We start from the raw sequence: 21289 nt of genomic DNA, 5'->3' as shown, positions 1-21289 counted from the left end.
CCATTATACACTTTTTAGATGACATTCGTTTTACAAAAAGTGAGCGAACCGGCCCACGGACCCCCGCTCACTCAAATGATTGATCTAATAAGTCGTAACTTCATTGGCAGCTTGGTTAATAGTGTCTTGTTGACTTGCCGTATGGTAGTATTGACTCTTCAATTGATCGATAGTTGTCGTGGTCTTCGCAAAGTCTTGTTCAGCCGTTGTCTTCCCCGTTTGGTCTTGGAGAGTATAGATCGTGACTTGATTGCCATTAACCGTGTAGTAGACCGTACTTGCGGCTGTCCCACCACCAATTGCTTGGCGACCTTGTGGAGCTGACCCGCGAATTAACTTCGTTAGGTTAGTATAACCACTGGCCCGATAAATCAAAACCGCCAGTTGGTTATCGGTTAATTGTTGGTTACTAGTACTAGTCGTTGATTGGTTCGTGGTGCTTGATGCTTGACTCGTCGCCGAACTAGTCGAGCTCGATTTAGAACTTGCACTAGTTTTAGAATTCGTATCAGCACTCGCCGCCTTTTTTTGGTGACTAGAATGTTTGGTTGCTTGCGTGGTTTTAACCGTACTGCTTGAAGAAGAATCCGTGGCACTAGATTGATTTCCGCAGGCGGCTAAACTAATGGCTGCCCCTAAGGTAACCCCAAATAATAGTAATTTTTTCATCAGGCTTCTGCTATATAAAATGTGAACAAATATAATCATGAATTAGATTTGATTATATTTGAGAAAGAATTATATAGTTTTCCTTTCTTAATTTTATTCACTACCGTCAACATTAGTATTCCCATATCCCAACAAGGGGGTAATGACATTGACCAACTCTGATAGCTTTAGGGTGTAGCCCACCCATTAGTATTATTTATACTAAAGCTAAAAGATTCTGAACCGCATTTTCATCACGATCCATGACTGCACCACACTCATAACAAATATATTCATTATGTTTGGTATGATGTAACTTGTTGCCATCAAGACCAACTTTATCTGTGCCAGTCTTGATAAAACCACATTGAGAACACCGTTGGGTGCTAGGATAGAATTGATCTGCCAATCGTAATTCTTTACCATACCATTGGCATTTATAAGTTAAAACCTGTCTGAAATAACCAAACAACGACCGTTGTAAACCTTTAGACGCAACATGGCTCATCTGCATTTGTTTCACCGCTAAATCTTCAATCACGACTTTGTCATAATCAGTAACTAGCTTAGTGGTAAACTTTTGAATAATATCATGCTGAATGTTGGCAACACGCCGATAATCACGCTGTAACTTGGCTCTCGTCTTAGCATAATTATTCGATTGAGTTGCTTTCTTTCCATTGACAGTACGCTTTCTAGCTAACTGACGTTGATAATGCATAATGCGTTTGTAGAGCTTCTTTAAATGATCGGGTAGAGCATTAACTTTACCTTCGGTATAGTTAAAATGACCGACGTTAATATCAACCGCTGTTTTCTTACCAGTTTTACTTTTCTTAGCTATTTCAACTTCTAACGGTAAACTAGCCCAGTATTTACCATTTTCACGAAATACTGAAACAACTTTTAGATCACCCTTTAATGATTTTGCACCAACCATTTTAATGTCAGCCCAATCATTAACTCCGTGGGGTTTATCCAATCTCAATTTGCCATTAATAATTTTGGCACGATCAGTTTTAAAGCCCTGTCTAGGCGCTTTCTTAGATTTAAAACGAGGTTTACCCCAGTCTGGTTGAGCTTTATCAAAGAAATTCTTCCAAGCTTTACCCAAATCGGAAATTGCTAGTTGTAAGCACCGTGCTGAAAGCGCATATTACCAGTCAGCCTTCTCTGCCACTAGAATATTACGTACTTTTCTTTCACTAGGACGCAATTTTTTGTTGTCCATAATTAGAGATTCATCATACATATCATTCCATAAAGCCAGCCCTTGGTTCCAACAATAGCGACGATAGTCGCATAGTTCATCAAGATGCTTTTTCATCATCTGATTTGGATATAGCCTTACCTTCTCCGTGCGTATCACTTGTTTCACCACCTTTCAAAGTCTTATCAGCTACTAGCTTACGTTTATATTTTCGTAAACCATCTAGACGGCAAGAGAATACATGAATAATACTTACTAAATCATCTACTAATTCTTGATTAGGACTTGTATCTGGGTTGTTTATAACTACGATTAGTGTGCCGTGTTGTTGGCATAGCTGTTCAAACCAGTCATATCCGAAACGAACAAAACGATCCTTATAAGTAATGTAAATTGTCTTAATTTTGTCATCCATTACCTCTTGTAGTAATTGATTCCATTTCTTACGCTTGTAATTTAATCCACTGCCAATATCAGTTATAACTTCATCAAGAATTACACCTTTGGCATTCACAAACTGACGAATAAAGGCAATTTGATCTTTTAAGTCGTCCTTTTGCCCGTAGGTAGAAACCCTAGCATAGGCTACTGTTTTGCGATCCTGTACATTTTCGGACATCCCAATATATTGCAAGTATTGTTCTTCTGTATAATATCTTCAATTGGTTGGTGTTCGATAGCTTTTAGAATTCCTTTATTATCCCAACGTTGGAGAGTTAGCACTGTAACCCCCCAATTTTTCAGCCATATCTTTTGGCTTTAATATTTTAGACACAATACTCGCCCCACATTCTTCTTTCTGCGAGTATTATATAGCATTTGATTATAATTAACTATATTTCATTTAACTGTTATCTCCTCCTTTTAACGCTAAGTAATTGTTTAATTATTATTTTATCACTAAAGCTTCATCCTTGCTCAAACCTTAAAATTTCTTTTACTAGAATTTAAACACGGCGCTTTTATAATTAGATCCCACCTAATTGACTAATAACCCTTAATTAATACTCAATCTAATCGACTGTAAAATGAATGTAATCGAATTATTATCAATTGGTGACGAAAAAGGCCAGCAATATATTGTACACTTATAGTGTAAGCAATATTTATTATTAAGATTACATAGGAGGTGTCGGCTTGGGAATTGATTTATTAATTAAGGTTTTAGGCTATGAAGTTATCTTTTGGGGCCTCACCTTAATCATCAGTTTTATTGGTCAAGGAAACATTGATGTTTTTGATAATATGTTCGTTTTAGTTCTCATTAGTTTAGGACTAATTGTTTTCCCTTATTGGCGCCAGTGGCACCTCATTCAAAAAGAAAGAGGGCAGGAAGAACCATAGGTTTCTTTCTGCCCTCTATTTCATCTCCGAGTATTATTCAACAACGCTGGTCACGAGCTTTTATTTAACTACAAGTACATCAGCTTTAGCATGGCGCACAAGGTAATTAGTATGTGAACCTTGCAACATCTTTTCTACGACATTGATGCCTGTGTTACCCAGTACAATCAGATCAACATCATGCTGATCGGGAAAGTCCTTGGCAAGCACCGTCTTAATACTCCCAATGATTACCTCAGCCCGCACATTAACGCCTTGATGTCGCGCTTTTTCGAAATAAGGTTGTAATTTTTCTTTCGTGCGTACCGCAAAGTCTTGGTAAAAGTCTTCACTCACGCCAAAAAGCGGAGTCCATCCCGGGACATCGAGTAACCGATCCGTGACTGACCATATAATAGTACCAGAATAACCGTCGTCATCCCCAGAATCGCCCCAATGGAAACAATAATCGATAGCCAACTTTGGCCAGTCTTTGTAAGGACAGCTAAAACCGGGGCGTTAATGTATTTACGAAAAATTGGATACCGGACAACCTCCGTCATGGTTAAGGTCATACAGCAATACAAGATTGTCGAAACCACTAATGAAGCCTGGCTAGCTAAACTCCCCATCATCTGCTCCCGAGTGAAAATTTAGTTGGTGGCTAATGTTGATAACATCATCAAATTAATCAAAAGCGGGTGGGAAAAATGCAGTTCCCATCCGCTTTATTTCATTTTCATTTTAGTTTTCAATTTACCAATTTTTTGGGCAAACGGTTGTATCGCCTTAACAATCGGTGATTAACTGTACCAGTCCAATTGTATGTAACGAATCATTTTCTGTCCATCGATTGACCGAAACCAGTTTTCCCTTTATGCTGTCGTTGTAAGCGCTTCAATAAATCATAAAAGGGAGCAATAATCATGCAAAAAGTTGATGAATCCAAAACGATTAAAGTTACTAACCAACGCTATCGGCAACAATTTCACATCTCAACACCCGGCGGTTGGCTCAATGACCCCAATGGCCTTTGTTACTTCAAAGGTTACTACCATGTTTTTTATCAGTTCCATCCTTATTCCGCTGAATGGGGGCCGATGCATTGGGGCCATGTTCGGAGCCGTGACCTCGTTCACTGGGAACAACTCCCCGTGGCGTTAGTCCCTGGCGATCCCGAAGATACTGGGGGTTGCTTCTCAGGTTCAGCGATTGTCAAAGATGGGCGCCTTTACCTTATTTACACTGGTCACCATTACTTTGATGATGGCGACCAAGATCACTTCTGGGAAAACCAAAACTTAGCCTACAGTGATGATGGCATTCACTTCACCAAGTCAAAACATAACCCAATTATTACGGCTCCAGCGGATAATACCCAACACTTTCGGGATCCGAAAGTTTGGCAAAATGATGGTTACTACTGGCTAATTCTTGGTAGTCAAGCTACTGATGGTCTTGGTCGGGCCCTCCTTTACCGATCAACTAACCTGATCCTCTGGGAAAACCAGGGACCAATCGCAAAGGCTAAAGTTGCCGACAGTGAAGGTTTTATGTGGGAATGCCCAGACTTTTTCCGGGTTAATGATACCGATATCTTACTTTACTCACCAATGGGAATTAAAGCCGTTGCCCATAACTTCTTAAATGTTTCATCGGTTTGCTACCAAGCTGGCCAACTCAATTATGAGCAAGCAACATTTGACCATGGTCCCTTCTGGGAACTAGATCGGGGTCACAATTTCTACGCTCCCCAAACTTTCTTAACTCCTGATAAGCGCCGGATCTTGATTGGCTGGATGAGTTCTTTTGATGACCCAATGCCCGAAAAAGCCGATGGCTGGGCTGGTTGTTTGACCTTACCACGGGAACTTCATTATCAAAAAGGACAACTTTTGATGACTCCCGCCCGGGAACTTAAGAATCTCCGAGAAAGCCAAGTTGCTAACGAAGTGATGACTCTCGCTTCAAGTTACACCTTTAATTACGATGACCAGCAACACAGCGAACAATTAATTACCATCGATCTTGCCCCGGCTAGCATTACTAAATGGCAATTGGAAAGTGCTGGCAAACCACTATTAACTCTGGTCGCTGACCAAGCGAGTGGTGATATTACTATCCAACAGGGGGATTTAACCCCTCGATACGCTAAATTTACGGGCCATCAATTAAAACTTCACCTCTTCATTGATACGAGCTCAGTTGAGATCTTTATTAATGATGGCGAAACTACCTTTACTGAACGTTACTACGCTGATCAACCAATCCAAACTACCGTTAGTGCTAATCAGGCCCTACCTACCCAAATTGAAGCTTATCAGCTCGCTTAACGAAAGGAGTTTAAATCATGAAGCAAAAAGTTAGTGCCTTCAAGAATCCATTTTATCTTCAAGGCTCACTTAGTTTATTAATGTTCTTTATGGCTTGGGGAATTTGGTGGTCTTTCTTTCAAATTTGGTTAACCACTAGGCTTGGCTTCTCCGGGACCCAAGTTGGGACCATTTATACTTTTAACTCCGCCATTACCTTGGTCCTAATGTTTGTTTATGGTTCCATCCAAGACCACCTAGGGCTTAAACGTAACCTGCTTTTGGTGATTACCGTCTTAGAAATGTTACTCGGCCCCTTCTTCACTTGGATATACGCCCCACTTTTACACACAAATTTCTTAGTTGGGGCTTTGCTAGGCTCACTTTACCTTTCCTTTGCTTTCTTAGCCGCTTCACCAACCTTTGAAGCCCTAGCCGAACGGATGGGCCGACGCTTTGGTTACGAATACGGAAAAGCCCGGGCCTGGGGGTCATTCGGATATGCGATTGCTGCCCTTTGCGCTGGATACCTCTTTACCATCAGTCCCTACATTGTTTTCTGGTTGTCCAGTGGTTTTAGTGTCATTACTTTCATTATTTTGATTACTGGTTCGCGAACGAAACAATCAACGATTGATAAATTTGAAAATCAAGCTGAGGAAGCCAAGGAAGCCCAAAAGCCTTCTTTCAAGGAAATCCTTCAAGTCTTTAAGCTCCCAGAGCTTTGGAAATTAACCATCTTCATTATCTTTAGCGGTTCCTTCTATACCGTCTTTGACCAACAGATGTTCCCCGAATTTTTCACCCGGTTCTTTGCCACCCAAGCTTCTGGGGACACGGCTTACGGGATCCTAAACTCCATTGAAGTATTCTTAGAAGCAATTATGATGGCCCTTGTCCCCGCAATGATGAAGAAAATTGGAGTTCGGCGAACACTCTTGATTGGGGTAACCGTCATGTTTGTCCGGATCGGCCTCTGTGGAATTGTAACTAATCCACTGGGAATTTCAATTGTAAAGTTACTCCACGCTCCAGAAACAGCGATCTTTGCTTTAGCTATGTTCCGGTATTTAACCCTTCACTTTGATACCCGGCTTTCTGCTACAATGTACATGGTAGTCGGTCAGATTGCTGGGCAAGTTGGTCAAATCATCTTCTCTACCCCACTTGGGACCTTACACGATAAGATTGGTTACCAATCCACTTTCCTCATTATTTCTGCCATTGTGATTTGCGCTGCTATCTATGCCTTCGTAATCTTGAAGAAGGATGATCAAGACGTGAATGGGCAGCCATTGGAAATTGATTAATTCTTTCATCCCCCGCGCTAGTTTTATCTCGGGGGATTTTTCGTTATAATTTTCTTTAGAAAGGAGGCGCTTTCATGGCGAAACTACGACTAGAGGATGTTGCTGACGCTGCTGGGGTATCAAAAGCCACGGTTTCCCGGGTAATCAACCGCCGGGGGTACTTGAGTCAAAAGACGATTAACCTAGTTGAACGGACAATGAAGGAATTAAACTACCGGCCTAACGCCATTGCTCAACAGATGACGACCGGAAAAACCCAATTAATCGGGATCCTCGTCCCTAACGTCGCTAATCCTTTCTTTGGTGAACTGGCTTCCGCCTTGGAAAACCGGCTTTTTAAGATGGGCTACAAGGTTCTAGTTGGTAACGCCCAAAATGATGCCGTAAAAGAAAGTCGTTACCTCCAACAACTCTTAAATCATCAGGTGGATGCCTTAATTATCGCTACCCACAATCACAACGTCGAGGAATATCAAAATGCCAACTTACCGATTATTGCCATTGATCGTTATCTGCGCCAAGACATCCCTGTTGTGCAATCTAATAACTACGCTGGCGGAAAATTGGCCACTGAAACCTTAATTCAACGGGGAGCTACCAAAATTATTCATACTGATAACCTACCATCGAATCAGCACGACACGCAACGGAAAGTAGCTTACGAAACTACTATGCGATCTCACCAACTAACGCCGACTACCTACTTAACTAATTTTTATGGTGATCACACCGACCGCGTTAATGTTTTTAATCAACTCTTTGATGAACATCCGGATGTTGATGGGATCTTTGCTTCTAACGATACCGATGCCGCCTTATTACTCCAAATTGCCCACCAACGGGGTTACCACCTCCCAAACGATCTCCAAATTATTGGTTATGATGGCACCCAAGCCAGTCAATTATTAGCCCCCGACCTGGCCACCATTGTCCAACCAATTGCTAATATGGCTAACGTTGCCGTTGACCTCTTGGAATCACGATTAAAAAAACAACCCCTCCCAGCTTCGGTAGTTTTACCAGTAACCTTGCGCGAAGGAGCAACGTTGCGAGCAAAATAAAAGGGAACTAATAACCATTTATTGCTAATCCCTATTTAAAACGATTAATTTTGAAATTATAATCACGAACATTTCTACCCGACCACGCGATTCTAGGCTCCCCCCCACAATCTGGCTAAACTTACGGAATTGGTACCAACCTTGGATTTGTTTTTACCAATTCAGCGGCTGTTAGTGCTTATCACCGGACCATTCCGGGTGAAGTCTTCGATTACCCAACTCCCAAAAGGCTAAGGCGGAAGCAGCCGCAACGTTTAAGGAATCAACTTCGGGGGCCATCGGGATTTTGATTGTAAAGTCACTCTGATCAATCGTTGCTTCGTTTAATCCGGGACCTTCCGAACCGAGAATGATTGCTAGCTTTTCCGTTTCCCCCAACACCGGATGATCAATATCGATCGTATTATGACGGAGGGCCATTGCGGCGGTCTTGTAACCAAACCGGTGTAACAGGTCAATCCCTTCACGCTGCCAGATTTTGGCGTCCATATAAGTCCAAGGAACCTGAAAGACCGTTCCCATCGCAACTCGGGAAGCCCGCCGATACAGCGGATCCGCCGAATCACTGGTTACAATTATGCCATCGATCCCTAAGGCAGCCGCTGACCGAAAGATTGCCCCAACATTAGTGGGATTAACGACTCTTTCCAAAATGGCAATCCGGGGATGATCACTCGGCATCGTCGCTAAAAAGTTAGTTAAATCCGGTCGTTGGACCCGATACATTACCGCCAAAGCCCCTCGCAAAAGGTTATATCCGGCCCCCGTCAACTGACGGAGTAATTTACTATCAACAACATAAATTGGCGTTTGCCCTAGACCAGTGGTTTGATTGATTGCCATCTCATGGTCTAGATCAGCCAAGTCCCGCTCCATGGTCTTTGCCTCCATGAGCAGTGAAGCTGGCCGATAACCAGCCCGTAAGGCGCGTTCAATCACTTTTGGACTCTCGGCGATAAATAAACCGGGATGGGGCGCTAACGCATGGAAAAGTTGGGCTTCATTAAGGCGGACATATGGAGCTAAATCTTTTCCTTCCAGGTTCTCTAGAAAAATTAAGTTATGCATGTAAGATTTATCCTCATTGGTAATAATTTAGCTATCATTGTAAAGCTTATGGACAACTGTCGCAATCAAGTTTGGTTTTAAATAACATTAAAAACTGCGGAGGAGGGGATTTTTTAAGTCGGTTGGGAGAAAGCTTCCCCCGCACCACAATTAAGCCTAATCCCGTCCGACAATCATCAAATATCGAAGCAAAAGTAAAGAGGCCGGGAAGAAACGCACGTTTCTTCCCGGCCTCCTTTGTCATCTCCGAATGTTACTCAGTAACTAAGGTCAAAGCAGTAGCTGAATGGCAGTTGCTTCCCTGGCGGTCGCACCAACCGATTCAGCCTTACATGGGCTCACAAACGCCAAACCAGTTGGCTGGTTCGCTCCAAAGCACGGCCTTAGCGGATAAGTGCGAACGAAAGGTCGATTCTAATGAATCAATCTTCGTCCTTCTTATCCCAACCAGGCCGTCAAGGAGCTTTTTTCCCCACCTCTTTGTTTCATCGCCAACGATGCTTCTATTCATATTCAAATGATGATGCCTGCACCAAGCCCTATAATGACGCTGTTTCAAAGCATTATTATTCATTTTGGTAGGGTTTTGGTAGGGAACCTTATTTCGTAGAATGAATATTTTGATTGCCTGTGAATCGTAGTCGATTTTCTTTCGCTGGTTGAAACTTAATATTACCTTCCATTTCATCCGCGATTGTTTCATCATTCCGTGGCCAAAGATGAGCATAATACTTTAATGTAATCTCAGGACTAGAATGACCAAGCCGACGTGATACTGTTAACACATCAGTATTAAACTCGTTGATAAGGTAACTAACGTGACTATGACGCAATCCCTTTGCCTGAATCGGTTTTACCCCAGCTAGTTTAGCGAAACGCTTCACTATTAATGGAATCGTTGTTCTACTCATCGGCGTATCATCATACGACATAATAAAGTTGTGAACCCCGTGCTTCTCTTGGTCTTTTCGCCAATTTTTTAAGACACGAATTGTATCATTGTCTAATGAAATAGTTCGGATTCCATTAATGGTCTTAGTATAAGGTTTGATTACATAGTCATGCTTGTTCTTCATTTCAAGTGTCTTATGAATCTTCAAACGATGCCGCTTAAAATCAACATCATCATAAGTAAAGCTAATCCCTCACTAACCCGCATTCCGCAGGTAAAGTAAAGATACAAAATTACAAAATACATATGTTGATAATAATCTTGGGTATAGATTACTGACAAAACCTTTTCAAACTCAGTCTTGGTCCAAAAGGCAACGGTCGTTTTTCCCTTATTAATCGCTTTTGTCTTTCGCGATGGATTCTTAACTAGAAAATCCATTCTCACCGCATAATCTAAAGTATTGCGAAACAAACAATATACTAAACTGGCAAAGCCTTGTGAATACCCACTTTTACCAAGTAGGTACACTCGAAACTTTTCACAATCTACGGCTCTAATTTCTCGAAGCTTTTTATTGCCAAACCACTTTTTTAAATGTGGCAGATTGTAAAATTTAAGTTGAACATTTAAGTGGACAGAAAAACCCATCAAGGTCTTTAATGGTGTTACCACAACATTCCATTAGAAAGAAGGACCTTAATGGGCACCACTATTTTATCATTCCAGAACCGCATTGTCATTGAAACGCTTCATAATGAAGGACGTTCCTTACGATACATCGCTAATTACTTAGGCTTTAGTAAAACCACAGTCTTTAACGAACTTCACCGGCTAAATAGTGAGTACCAGGCTGAGCTAGCACAAACTGACTTTGAACGCAAGGTTAGTCAACGGGGGCAGAAGTCTTCGCTCACTAAAAACCTTAAACACTTGGTCGAGGAAAAGATTCAAGTCCAGAAGTGGTCCCCTGAACAAGTTGCCCATGTGGTGGGGATTGCCTACAAGACGGTCTATAACTGGATTGATCAAGGATGGTTTGATGTACAGCTACCCGATTTGCCTGATCATGGAATTCGTCGCCATCGTGCTAAAGAAAAGCGTGGTACGTTCAGTCACGGCCGCTCAATTGAGGAGCGTCCTCATAAAGTCGAAACTCGCCAGGAATTCGGCCACTTTGAAGCTGATACCGTACTTTCTGCCAAACGTAAAGGTCAAGCTGTGGCTACTTTTGTGGAGCGTAAGAGTCGCCTGACAATTGTTAAACGGCTCCATGGTCGCGACAGTCAGTCCATGACTCAGGCCGTACTTGAACTAGCTAGTCAACTTCAAGACAAGCTCAAGGCGCTTACCGTAGATCATGGTAAAGAGTTCGCTAACTACCAGGCAATTGAGCAGCGAACTGGTACTCCGGTTTATTTTGCCCATGCTTATTCACCACATGAACGCGGTAGTAATGAGAACCGTAATCGAGTTTTGCGACGGTTTATTCCCAAGGGACAAGCCATTGAAGAACTAAGTGATTACCAACTGGTTCAAATCAATTGGTATCTGAATTCACGGCCACTTAAATTTCTTAATTGGCATACACCAATCGAGATCTTCTTGCTTAATCTACATTACTAAATTCGTTCAAGTTATTTCTTGCAATCTACCTTATGGAAAACGAATTAGTATATCAAACTGAAAAGGAAAAGCGGCAGCAAAGAATTACTCATGTGAAACCGTTGCTTGATAGGTTTTACCAGTACTTGGGAAGTATCACTTCACCACAGGGACGGCTGTGTGCAGCCATCAAGAATGCCTTAAGGCTTCGGACAAGAGTCTATCGAATTCTTGAAAATAGACAAATTCCCCTAAGCAATAACTCGCTAGAAGGAGAGATCCGTTTTACAACCTTGGTTCGCAAGAACTGCTTGTTTGCGAAAAGTATTCGTGGAGCTGAAGCCAATGCGATTTACTACACGTTAGTAGCAACAGCGAAAATTAATAAACTAAATGTATATAAGTATTTCAAATACCTGTTTGATCGACTACCGAACCAGAAAAGGAGCGATATTAAGGCTTTTTTACCATGGGCAGAAGAAGCGCAACAAGTATGTCATAACTAGAGAAGGGGCGTGAACCGCAAGAAACCGCGGCTCACGCCCTTTCATTTTTTTCAATACGTGTCGTTATTCGGTACTTACCTTACACCGCGCCTAGACGTATCGTTATTGACTGCTTACGTTTGACCAACCTAGCCATCCTTGCGGAGGTTCGAAGACAAACGCCCCAAACCAGCTTGCTAGCCGATTTGGGGCGTTTTTTCTCACTCTCCTTATTTATGTTATGAATTTGTTACGACGGTTTGAGTAGTTGCTTAATCCCGCTTTTTACGGAATCCGGCACTGCCCAACAAACCAACTAAGCCTGCAATGGCTAAGCCAACTAAGCCTGCTCCACGTTGTGTTTCGTTACCAGTTTGTGGTAATTGAGTTTTTTCATTACCAGACTGTTGAATAGAACTATGCTTTGTAACGTCACTGGAGTTATCACTTTGAATATGACCAGCTTGGTTACCGTTCCCTTCATTAGTTGCAGAATTATCTTGGTCATCGACTGAATTACTCTTAACAGTAATTCCGTTAATAGCTGCAATTCCATTGTTCTTAGCAGTTTGAACGTCTTCATCAGTGGAAGCACTCCGAACGTTTTCCTTAGCCTGGTTAGCTGCGTTCTGAGCTTGATCAATAAGGCTTTGTTTTTGGTCATCAGTTAAGTTGGTGTTAGCTTTGATTTCTTCAATCTTTTTAGCTAAAGCATTCTCAATTGCCTTGTTGGCAGCATCTTTAGTTGCAGAAGTAGTAGGAACATTAATGTTGTTAATCTTTTCAACACCATTATTCTTGGCAGCTTCAACAACCGCATTAGTAGTAGCGTCATCAATAGCGGCCTTTGCAGCGTCAGCTTCTTGATCTACCAAGTCGTTTAAAGGCTTGGCTTCTTCAGCAGTTAATGGCGCCTTCGCAATTGCGCTCTTCTTATTGTTAAGAGCAGCATCAATTGCAGCCTTTGCACTTACCTTGTCGATTGCGAGCTTACCTGCATCCTTTGCATCTGCAACACCTTGGTTATCAGAAGCTTTCTTGATGTTTTCTTGAGCATCACCAACAGCTGTGTCAATTTGATCCTTTGCTGTTTGCTTTTGATCATCAGTTAAACCTGAAGTTTCATCGATGGCCTTCTTAGCAGCATCAGCTGTGTTATCGAGATCACTATTAGCGTCATTCTTGGTCTTAGAAGATGTTGGGATTTCAACAGCATTAATATCCTTTTCACCCTGGGTTTGCGCTGTATTAACATCAGCGTCTTTAGTGGCAGCATCAATATTGCCCTTAGCTTTTTGAACTTCCTCAGCAACTTGCTTCTTCAAATCAGCCTTTTCTTCACCAGTTAAGTTTGAAGCATCGATTGCATCGTTCTTAGCCTTAGCAGCTTGATCGATGGCATTCTTAGCAGCATCTTTAGTTGCAGAAGTATCAGGAACATTAACGCTGTTAATAGCCTTTTCACCATTAGTTTGCGCTGTCTTAACATCAGCGTCTTTAGTGGCAGCATCAATTGCAGCCTTAGCTTTGTTAACTTCACCAGCAACTGTCTGCTTCAAAGTATCCTTTTCTTCAGCAGTTAAGTTTGAAGCATCGATTGCATCATCCTTAGTCTTAGCAGCTTTATCAATGGCATCCTTAGCAGCATCCTTAGCAGCATCTTTAGTTGCAGAAGTATCAGGAACATTAACGCTGTTAATAGCCTTTTCACCATCGGTTTGCGCTGTCTTAACATCAGCGTCTTTAGTGGCAGCATCAATTGCAGCCTTAGCTTTGTTAACTTCAGCATCAACTGTCTTCTTCAAAGTATCCTTTTCTTCAGCAGTTAAGTTTGAAGCATCGATTGCATCATCCTTAGTCTTAGCAGCTTGATCGATGGCATTCTTAGCAGCATCTTTAGTGGCAGAAGTATCAGGAACATTAATGTTGTTAATCGTTTCAACACCATTTTCCTTAGCAGTGTTTACTGCATTGTTAGTTGTTGCTTTATTGATGTTAGCGATTGCGTCATCAGCAATTTTTTGTGCTTTGTTAACTAACGCGGATTTTTCTTCATCAGTTAAGTTAGTACCGTTAATTGCAGCCTTCTTATCTGCTAATGCAGTATTGATTGCGTTAATGGCATCAGTCTTAGAAGCTGAAGTAGGGATTTCAACAGCATTAATAGCCTTTTCACCATTGGTTTGCGCTGTAGTAACATCAGCGTCTTTAGTGGCAGCATCAATATTGTCCTTAGCTATTTTAACTTCATCAGCAACTTTCTTCTTCAAAGCATCCTTTTCTTCAGCAGTTAAGTTTGAAGCATCGATTGCATCATCCTTAGTCTTAGCAGCTTTATCAATGGCATCCTTAGCGTTCTTCTTAACATCAGAATCAGTTGGAACAGCCTTTTCAATAGCTGTCTTACCATCTTGCCCTGCCTTAGTGGCAACATCGTTAGTTGTTGCGGCATCGATTGCATCTTTGGCAGTCTTAGCAGCTGCATCCACTTGGTTGTTTAGGGCTTGCTTTTCGCCATCACTAAGGTTGTTAGCATTGTTGATTAATGCTTTTTGCTTATCTACAGCGTCTTTGACTACTTGGTTTGCTGCTGTCTTAGCGTCTTCAAGACTGGTTGGAACAGCCTTTTCAATAGCTGTCTTACCATCTTGCCCTGCCTTAGTGGCAACATCATTAGTTGTTGCGGCATCGATTGCATCTTTGGCAGTCTTAGCAGCTGCATCCACTTGGTTGTTTAGGGCTTGCTTTTCGCCATCACTAAGGTTGTTAGCATTGTTGATTAATGCTTTTTGCTTATCTACAGCGTCTTTGACTACTTGGTTTGCTGCTGTCTTAGCGTCTTCAAGACTGGTTGGAACAGCCTTTTCAATAGCTGTCTTACCATCTTGCCCTGCCTTAGTGGCAACATCATTAGTTGTTGCGGCATCGATTGCATCTTTGGCAGTCTTAGCAGCTGCATCCACTTGGTTGTTTAGGGCTTGCTTTTCGCCATCACTAAGGTTGTTAGCATTGTTGATTAATGCTTTTTGCTTATCTACAGCGTCTTTGACTACTTGGTTTGCTGCTGTCTTAGCGTCTTCAAGACTTGGAACCTTAACATTATTGATATTAGAAACGCCATCGTCTTGAGCTTTCTTAATTGCGTCAGCTGTAGTTGCTTGAACAATAGCATTCTTTGCAGCGTCCGCTGCATCAGTAGCATCTTGGATCAACTTGTCTTTAGTAGTTTGATCAATATTAGTTGCTCCATTAATTTTACCCTTCTTGTTGACAAGAGCAGTATCGATGGCCTGATTGGCAGCTTTGGCTTCATCCCAATTAGGAATAATATCTTTAGCTTCTACTGGATTACCTTTTGCATCCAGTGCTCTCTGCTCACCATATAATCTAGAAAACATGTAATAGTGTCTATCCTGATAAGAATAAATATTAGCTGAGATTCCTGAGAATTGTTGATTTTTCGAACCTGTAGATAATTCTGAACCTGTAGATAATTCTACTTCATGAGAGTCTGTGTGTTGCATAGTAAAGGAAATAACATAAGAAGAAAATTGTGGGTTACCCCGATACTCTTTACCTTGTGACTTAAATTCCATTGCTTGGTTAAAGTTAATACTGCTAAATACGCCCTTAGGATTAGCGTTTTTAGAATTTAACCTATACCCCAGTGTGTCATAAATGATTTTGTCCCCCTGTTTTGCACCGTCAACTCCAGTTTCATTTTTAATTTCAAAATTATTAAAATGGAAGTCATGATTGCCACCTAGATAAGGGGAATTATCATATGCATTATTATCATAAGTCTCATTACCATTATTGAAAAAGTAAGTCTGCCATAAGTTCTTTTTACCAGCATAAGTACCCGTAGCCGTAGTGAAATAGTATGGACCTTGCAAATATTCATTGTTATAAGCTGGCATAGTTTCACTATTAATTAAACCAGTATTTGGATCGGCATCTGTGTTAGGATTAAATGAAAACGTCTTTTTATCTAATGGATTTACTGAAATTTCAGTAGCGCTATTGCTACCGGGCTTAAATGTATAAGATGTAAATGATTGCTTAGGATCACTAATTACGTCCATGTCAACATTACGAACGATTTGGTAGTCAGAAGTGAGAGCAATACCAAATTTTGCAGAACTTAACCCATTTAATGTACTACCATTTTGTAATCCCTTATTAGGGAAGAAAGTAACAGTCCAACGGGTCTGACCATTTCCTAAATCTTTTTTAGAAATTTGGATATTATTTTTAGTATCTTCAGCTGACGTTCCCCATTGCCCAAAAGCAGTACCATTAGCTTGAATATCAGCAGTACGGTAAACGTAGTCCTTCTGACCATAAATAGTTACAATCTTGTAATAATTTCCATCTTTACCTTTATAGATATTAGAACTGTAGTTATCTGAAGAAGTTAGATTAGACTTATTGGCCAATTCGTTATTTTCATTAGCTAGCTGAGTATTAGTGTCATTTTGACCTGCTGTACTTGCTGCATTTCCGTCAGTACCAGGCATTGCCACTAAATTCGTAAATGCTAATTTTGCTGCTAATGATTTAATATCAGTGTCAGCGCTACCTTGCGTATTTGGTGCAGATTGTGAGGTTGTCGCAGCTTTTGTAGAATTATTAGCTGTTACATTGTTACTTGCACTACTTTGTTGAACTTTTCCTGTTGCATCGTTACCTGCACTACTTTGTTGAACTTTTCCTGTTGCACTAGTTGCTTTCTGAGCATTAGCTTGTTCAACAGGTGTCAATACAACTGCTGAAGTTTGTTGTAAATTACCGGTTGGTGAACCATTGGGAATTCTAACGCTTTCTACTGTGGTTGCTGCCTTTACAGAATGATCTGTAAAGTTAATTCCAAAAATGGTTACTCCTAATAATACCGAAGCCACACCAACGTTAAGCTTACGTAAACTATAACGCGGTGTCCGCTTAGTTTCTAAAAATTCAGGTCGCTTCATCATTATTTTTACCTCCCAAATTTAATAACTAGTGGTGTATTGCAGTACACCAGAACAATAGCGCTACCGTTAAGCTATCAGCCTAATTGTTGAATATAATATTTCTTCAAAATTCCGCTACTTACTCACTACCATCATTCCCCTTTCATATAATCAACCGAAAAATTTAAAACCCAACCGTTGATTTATCACTTTTGGCAGCGCTTCCTAAGTCAAAAAATTATCGTTATAGTAATCCATTTTGGCTACCAATTCACTATCATTTTAACATAACGATTTATTTATAATAAATGAAATACATATGATTAGTGAATTCTTTGCGAATAAAATGTTGCGGCCAACGCCGTCGGGCTACTCCCCTATAAACTTAATTTTATTAAGCTCGTGTCCAGGCACCGCCACGCATAAAAAACTGATGCGGTCGGCGCTGATTACACCAATCGCATCAGTTTATTTTTGTCAATTTTAAAATTAGTTTATAATTTCACATTATTTTCAAGCCGGCCGGCGGTCACGGGCGGGGCCATTGTAAGGCCGCAATCACGGCCAACACTAACCGTTTCGGCAACTAAGGGTAGCCCTGGGCCGCCCAGCGCATCCACCACGCCATCCCGACGATTACTTGGCGCTTCCCCCGCATCATCCCCGCGTAGCCCACCCGCGCGACGATTTGGGGCGCCACCCCGGTGCCCGGCGCAAACAACCGGGTCTGGGTCAGCTGCCCGGCTTGGGCAAAACCGGTCTCAATCGGTCCGGGTAAGAGGGTGGTCACCCTGATCCCCAGCGGTTTTAACTCATACCACAAGGCATTGCCAAGCGCGGCTAAGTACGCCTTAGTCGTAAAATAGGTCGCTTGTTCCGGTCCTGGGAACCACGCCGCGGCGAACGCCACGTTTAAAATTCGACCGTGTCCGCGCGCCACCATCCCCGGTAAAAATAATTTCAACAACGCCATGGGCACCGCCGCATTCACCTGCACCATCGCCGGATCGCGGGCGGCCGACCGCGTCACAAACGCACCGCCACCCCCAAACCCGGCATTATTGATTAAATAATCCACCGGCCAGCCCACCGCTTGGACCGCGGCAAAGACTTGCTGGGCCGCATCGGCCGCGGTAAAATCAACTACCACTAATTCCACTTGTTGTCCCGGCGCCGCCCGACGCAACTCTGCACTTAAAGCCTGTAATTTGGCGGCGTGGCAGTCTACTAAAATCACATCCCCGCCGTGACGAACGTGCTCAAATGCCAGCACCCGACCTAAGCCACCGGTCGCCCCAGTAATTAATGCTGCTGCCATGCTGCCCTCCTTTCGTTGATCCTCAGCTGACGCTAGCCCCCAGCAGTTTTATCAGCCGAGGGGCTCCAACCTGATTTTATCACTTGCACCTGGGTTCAGAGACTTTCGTCGCGTTTTCTTACCTAATTACGCTACAATAACATTAAAATTAAACAAGGGGGACTTTTCGATGTTAACAACCATTCAGCACTTTTTTACTACGTTTAGCGCACCAGTCGTGGTGCCGGTGATTTTGTTGCTCATCGCCCGCGGTTTACGCATCCCCTGGGGGACAGCCGTTAAAAGCGCCCTAGCCGCGGGGGTTGGGCTCACCGGCTTTAGCTGGTTAATCGGCGCTTTCACTCCGCTGGTCACCAAGCTAGTCCATCAGTTGGTCAACTCTGCCGGGATTCAGCGGCCCGTGGTCGATTTAGGCTGGCAAACGGGATCCTTAGCCGCCTTTGGCGCCCCGGTGGGACTCACCGTCTTTGGCTTTAGCTTAGTCTTTGAACTACTACTCTTTATTTTCGGGATCACCCGGGTCTTTATGCCCGCCAACCTGTGGAACAACTTCGGTTTCATGTTGTGGGCCACAATGGCCTACACGGTAACACATAACCTTTGGCTCGCTTTGGGGCTGGCAGCCTTTCTGATCCTAACAACCCTGTTGCTGGCCGAAATTCAAGCGCCCGCCTGGTCTGCTTATTACCAAGTCCCCCACGCGACAGTCGCCGCTGTGCACAACATTGAACAAGTCGTCCCGATCCTGATCTTGGACCCCCTGTTCAACCGGCTGGGGCTGGATAAGTGTCGCTTTAATCCCACACACGCCCAAGCCAAATTCGGCGGGCTCAACGACCCCCTGCTCCTCGGGGCACTGTTGGGGGCCAGTTTGGGAATTTTGGCCAATTTTAAACGTTTGACCCACTTGGCGGCCTGGGGCCAAATCAACCAGTTTGCCATCCAATTAGCCGCGATCATGGTCCTCTTTCCGTTAGTCACCCAGGTCTTTGCCCGGGCCTTTACCCCCTTAGCGGCCGCCCTTGATCGCCACCCCACCTCGCCAACCGCCAAGCGGGGCGCTTGGTTCTTAGCCGTGGATGATGGGGTGGGTTATGGGGAGGCAACAACCCTGTTTGCCGGGATGCTCTTGCTGCCCATCATGGTTTTGCTCGCCTTGATCTTACCCGGTAATCAAACCCTACCCGTCGTCGACCTCATTGCCCTGCCCTTTATGATTGAATCCATCGTGGCCCTTACCCGGGGAAACCTAGTCAAAATCGTACTTACCAGCGTGATCTGGTTTAGCTTGGGCTTATACGCCTCCAGCTGGCTGGCACCTATTTATACCACCACTATCGCCCATTATGGCACGGCCTTACCAGCCGGCGTCATCTTGATTACCAGCTTCAATTTAGTCGCCCGGCCCTTGAATGCCTTGTTTTTTGCCGCCTTTATTTCGGCTAACCCACTCTGGATTGGTCTGGCTGTCGCCAGCTACTTAATCGCCAGCGGAGCCTTTCGTCGCCACCGCACGCAAGTCTGGGCCTACGTAGCCCGCCAAGCCGCCCGCAACCATGCCTAAGTTGCCCCGCGGGAAGGGAAACGTATCCCTCTTTTGTGTTTCTCGTTGCGGCCCCAATTCTCAAGTTTTGCGGCAATCTTCTGGCGATAAAGCAAAGGGAGTGGGAAATAACCTTCTCGGCAAGCCGTATGGATAAGCTAGGACGAAGGTTGACGCGGTACGCGTCGTTCTTCGTTCGTACTTATCCACTAGGCTTGCGGTTATTTCCCACGTGATCTGTGTAATATTCGAAAAACCAAACAGAGGGGGCTGTGACATAAGTCCCAAATAATTAATGGAGTTAGATGAAATCTTCGGATTTCATTTAACTCCATTTTCCCTTAAAATATTAGTAAAGGCAGATTGCAAGAAATAACTTGAACGAATTTAGTAACGTAGATTAAGCAAGAAGATCTCGATTGGTGTATGCCAGTTAAGACATTTAAGTGGTCGGGAATTCAAATACCAATTAATTTGAATCAGCTTGTGATCGCTTAACTCTTCAATGGCTTGGCCTTTGGGAATAAACCGTCGTAAAACTCGGTTACGGTTCTCATTACTGCCGCGTTCATGTGGTGAATAAGCATGGGCAAAATAAACCGGAGTACCAGTTCGCTGCTCAATTGCCTGGTAGTTAGCGAACTCTTTACCATGATCTACGGTCAGCGTCTTGAGTTTGTCTTGAAGTTGACTAGCTAGTTCAAGTACGGCTTGAGTCATGGACTGACTGTCGCGACCATGGAGCCGTTTAATAATTGTCAGGCGACTCTTACGCTCCACAAAAGTGGCTACAGCTTGACCTTTACGTTTGCCAGAAAGTACGGTATCAGCTTCAAAGTGGCCGAATTCCTGGCGAGTTTCGACTTTATGAGAACGCTCCTCAATGGAGCGGCCTTGACTGAACGTACCACGCTTTTCTTTAGCACGATGACGACGAATTCCATGATCAGGCAAATCGGGTAGCTGTACATCAAGCCAGCCTTGATCAATCCAGTTATAGACCGTCTTGTAGGCAATTCCAACTACATGGGCAACTTGTTCAGGGGACCACTTCTGGACTTGAATCTTTTCCTCGATCAAGTGTTTAAGGTTTTTAGTGAGCGAAGACTTCCGCCCCCGTTGACTAACCTTGCGTTCAAAGTCAGTTTGTGCTAGCTCAGCCTGGTACTCACTATTTAGCCGGTGAAGTTCGTTAAAGACTGTGGTTTTACTAAAGCCTAAGTAATTAGCGATGTATCGTAAGGAACGTCCTTCATTATGAAGCGTTTCAATGACAATGCGGTTCTGGAATGATAAAATAGTGGTGCCCATTAAGGTCCTTCTTTCTAATGGAATGTTGTGGTAACACCATTAAAGACCTTGATGGGTTTTTCTGTCCACTTAAATGTTCAACTTAAATTTTACAATCTGCCTAACAAAAAAAGTACTACGCAAGCTCAAATTACGTAGTACCTTTTGCGGTATTATCTATTGATGTTTTTGGTAGACTTTTGGTAGACAACTTGCAATAAACTGCCTTTTCTACCAAATTTGCCCCTCTACAAATGCCGTTATCTTAG

At 43.0% G+C, this 21289-nt stretch carries 15 protein-coding genes and 3 pseudogenes; 7 read left to right on the top strand and 11 right to left on the bottom strand.

The window, feature by feature from the left end; translation table 11 throughout:
- Window positions 1-84: 84 nt before the first annotated feature.
- From GTO83_RS01230 to GTO83_RS01220, 3 genes and pseudogenes are all read right to left on the bottom strand, one after another.
- On the bottom strand, window positions 85-669 hold the full coding sequence (locus tag GTO83_RS01230; RefSeq protein WP_180871360.1) for a hypothetical protein: 585 nt from the start codon (window positions 667-669) through the stop codon (window positions 85-87).
- A gap of 196 nt (window positions 670-865) precedes the next feature.
- Window positions 866-1975 (bottom strand): annotated as a pseudogene (locus GTO83_RS01225) (RNA-guided endonuclease InsQ/TnpB family protein).
- A pseudogene (locus tag GTO83_RS01220) lies at window positions 1959-2606 on the bottom strand (IS607 family transposase). Before GTO83_RS01220 ends, GTO83_RS01225 begins: the two co-directional pseudogenes overlap by 17 nt.
- Window positions 2607-2995: 389 nt before the next feature.
- Here GTO83_RS01220 and GTO83_RS01215 point away from each other — a divergent pair.
- Entirely contained in the window at window positions 2996-3202 is a 207-nt protein-coding gene (locus GTO83_RS01215; RefSeq protein WP_180871359.1) for a hypothetical protein, read from the top strand.
- Between the two features lie 60 nt (window positions 3203-3262).
- Here GTO83_RS01215 and GTO83_RS01210 read toward each other — a convergent pair whose 3' ends face one another.
- Together GTO83_RS01210 and GTO83_RS01205 are read right to left on the bottom strand one after the other, a co-directional pair.
- A complete protein-coding gene (locus GTO83_RS01210; protein ID WP_255463138.1) occupies window positions 3263-3538 on the bottom strand; it encodes a universal stress protein in 276 nt (91 codons plus the stop codon).
- Window positions 3539-3549: 11 nt separating this feature from the next.
- A pseudogene (locus GTO83_RS01205) lies at window positions 3550-3789 on the bottom strand (amino acid permease); the annotation flags it as partial.
- Between the two features lie 318 nt (window positions 3790-4107).
- Here GTO83_RS01205 and GTO83_RS01200 point away from each other — a divergent pair.
- The 3 genes from GTO83_RS01200 (at window position 4108) to GTO83_RS01190 (ending at window position 7864) form a co-directional block, all read left to right on the top strand.
- A complete protein-coding gene (locus GTO83_RS01200) occupies window positions 4108-5514 on the top strand; it encodes a glycoside hydrolase family 32 protein (RefSeq protein WP_180871357.1) in 1407 nt (468 codons plus the stop codon).
- 17 nt (window positions 5515-5531) lie between these two features.
- A complete protein-coding gene (locus GTO83_RS01195; protein ID WP_180871356.1) occupies window positions 5532-6803 on the top strand; it encodes an oligosaccharide MFS transporter in 1272 nt (423 codons plus the stop codon).
- A 74-nt stretch (window positions 6804-6877) separates the two neighbouring features.
- Window positions 6878-7864 (top strand): LacI family DNA-binding transcriptional regulator, encoded by a 987-nt coding sequence (locus GTO83_RS01190; RefSeq protein ID WP_180871355.1) that lies wholly within the window; start codon window positions 6878-6880, stop codon window positions 7862-7864.
- Between the two features lie 171 nt (window positions 7865-8035).
- On the opposite strand, the gene GTO83_RS01185 is transcribed toward GTO83_RS01190, so the two are convergent.
- The 3 genes from GTO83_RS01185 to GTO83_RS10895 all read right to left on the bottom strand — a co-directional run bounded on the left by GTO83_RS01185 (window position 8036) and on the right by GTO83_RS10895 (window position 10265).
- Entirely contained in the window at window positions 8036-8932 is an 897-nt protein-coding gene (locus GTO83_RS01185) for an RNA methyltransferase (RefSeq protein WP_180871354.1), read from the bottom strand.
- A 599-nt stretch (window positions 8933-9531) separates the two neighbouring features.
- Window positions 9532-10032, bottom strand: coding sequence for a site-specific integrase (locus GTO83_RS10900; protein WP_255463137.1), 501 nt, complete (start codon window positions 10030-10032; stop codon window positions 9532-9534).
- The gene (locus GTO83_RS10895) at window positions 10029-10265 is read right to left on the bottom strand and encodes a hypothetical protein (protein ID WP_239458060.1); all 237 of its coding nucleotides are present in this window, start codon (window positions 10263-10265) and stop codon (window positions 10029-10031) included. The genes GTO83_RS10900 and GTO83_RS10895 overlap by 4 nt, the downstream gene beginning before the upstream one ends.
- Before the next feature lie 261 nt (window positions 10266-10526).
- Between GTO83_RS10895 and GTO83_RS01175 the strand changes: the two genes are divergently transcribed.
- Window positions 10527-11450 (top strand): IS30 family transposase, encoded by a 924-nt coding sequence (locus GTO83_RS01175; RefSeq protein WP_180871353.1) that lies wholly within the window; start codon window positions 10527-10529, stop codon window positions 11448-11450.
- A gap of 23 nt (window positions 11451-11473) precedes the next feature.
- Window positions 11474-11935, top strand: coding sequence for a transposase (locus GTO83_RS01170; protein ID WP_255463188.1), 462 nt, complete (start codon window positions 11474-11476; stop codon window positions 11933-11935).
- A gap of 251 nt (window positions 11936-12186) precedes the next feature.
- Here GTO83_RS01170 and GTO83_RS01165 read toward each other — a convergent pair whose 3' ends face one another.
- Entirely contained in the window at window positions 12187-16890 is a 4704-nt protein-coding gene (locus tag GTO83_RS01165; RefSeq protein WP_255463136.1) for an LEA family epithelial adhesin, read from the bottom strand.
- Between the two features lie 565 nt (window positions 16891-17455).
- Window positions 17456-18187, bottom strand: coding sequence for an SDR family oxidoreductase (locus GTO83_RS01155; RefSeq protein ID WP_180871351.1), 732 nt, complete (start codon window positions 18185-18187; stop codon window positions 17456-17458).
- 169 nt (window positions 18188-18356) lie between these two features.
- Here GTO83_RS01155 and GTO83_RS01150 point away from each other — a divergent pair, with 169 nt between their 5' ends.
- Entirely contained in the window at window positions 18357-19751 is a 1395-nt protein-coding gene (locus GTO83_RS01150) for a PTS transporter subunit IIC (RefSeq protein ID WP_180871350.1), read from the top strand.
- Window positions 19752-20117: 366 nt separating this feature from the next.
- On the opposite strand, the gene GTO83_RS01145 is transcribed toward GTO83_RS01150, so the two are convergent.
- Entirely contained in the window at window positions 20118-21041 is a 924-nt protein-coding gene (locus GTO83_RS01145) for an IS30 family transposase (RefSeq protein WP_180871349.1), read from the bottom strand.
- Between the last annotated feature and the right edge of the window lie 248 nt (window positions 21042-21289).

This window comes from Lactobacillus sp. 3B(2020) (assembly GCF_013487845.1).
Taxonomy (GTDB): Bacteria; Bacillota; Bacilli; order Lactobacillales; family Lactobacillaceae; genus Limosilactobacillus; species Limosilactobacillus alvi.
This window is presented reverse-complemented; position numbering and strand designations above follow the sequence as displayed.